This window comes from Mesorhizobium sp. M7D.F.Ca.US.004.03.1.1 (assembly GCF_003998635.1).
GTDB classification, from domain to species: domain Bacteria; phylum Pseudomonadota; class Alphaproteobacteria; order Rhizobiales; family Rhizobiaceae; genus Mesorhizobium; species Mesorhizobium loti.
The window spans coordinates 1-405 of sequence record NZ_RZQG01001855.1; the positions used below are offsets into that span (position 1 = coordinate 1).

Annotated in this window: 1 protein-coding gene; it reads right to left on the reverse strand. The window is 55.8% G+C overall.

Annotation, left to right across the window (positions count from 1 at the left end; translation table 11 throughout):
- Nucleotides 1-185 precede the first annotated feature (185 nt).
- Nucleotides 186-371 carry a hypothetical protein gene (locus EN935_RS40390; RefSeq protein WP_109667819.1) on the reverse strand — a complete coding sequence of 62 codons (186 nt, stop codon included), beginning with the start codon at nt 369-371 and terminating at the stop codon, nt 186-188.
- Nucleotides 372-405 lie beyond the last annotated feature (34 nt).

Below are 405 nucleotides of genomic sequence, written 5' to 3' on the forward strand. Positions count from 1 at the left end.
GGGCAAGGTGCCCGAAATTTGCGATTATTTACAAGGCATTAATTGGAAACAGGAGCTGCTATGCGGCTTTCTCATATGCGTCATGCGCTGGCGGCATGGCTCCGAAAATCATTTGAATACAAATAAAACAGAGAAGGCCTGCCGGGCGATTGCGCGGCAGGCCTTCAGGACTTGGTACACACGATCTACTTTGCTCCAGCCCAGGATCCGACGCCACTGCGTGAATTGGTCTTGGTGTCGGAAGCCTCAGGCCAGCCGATATCCTTCTGCAGTTCGATCGGCAGGGAGCGGATGGCGCGTTCGGTCTGGTAGCGGGCGCGGGCCGCGCTGAATTCGGTCGCAATGCGACCAAGGGACGACAGGATAGACATTTCATTCTCCTTTGGCATCTGGCGAGTGCCAGAC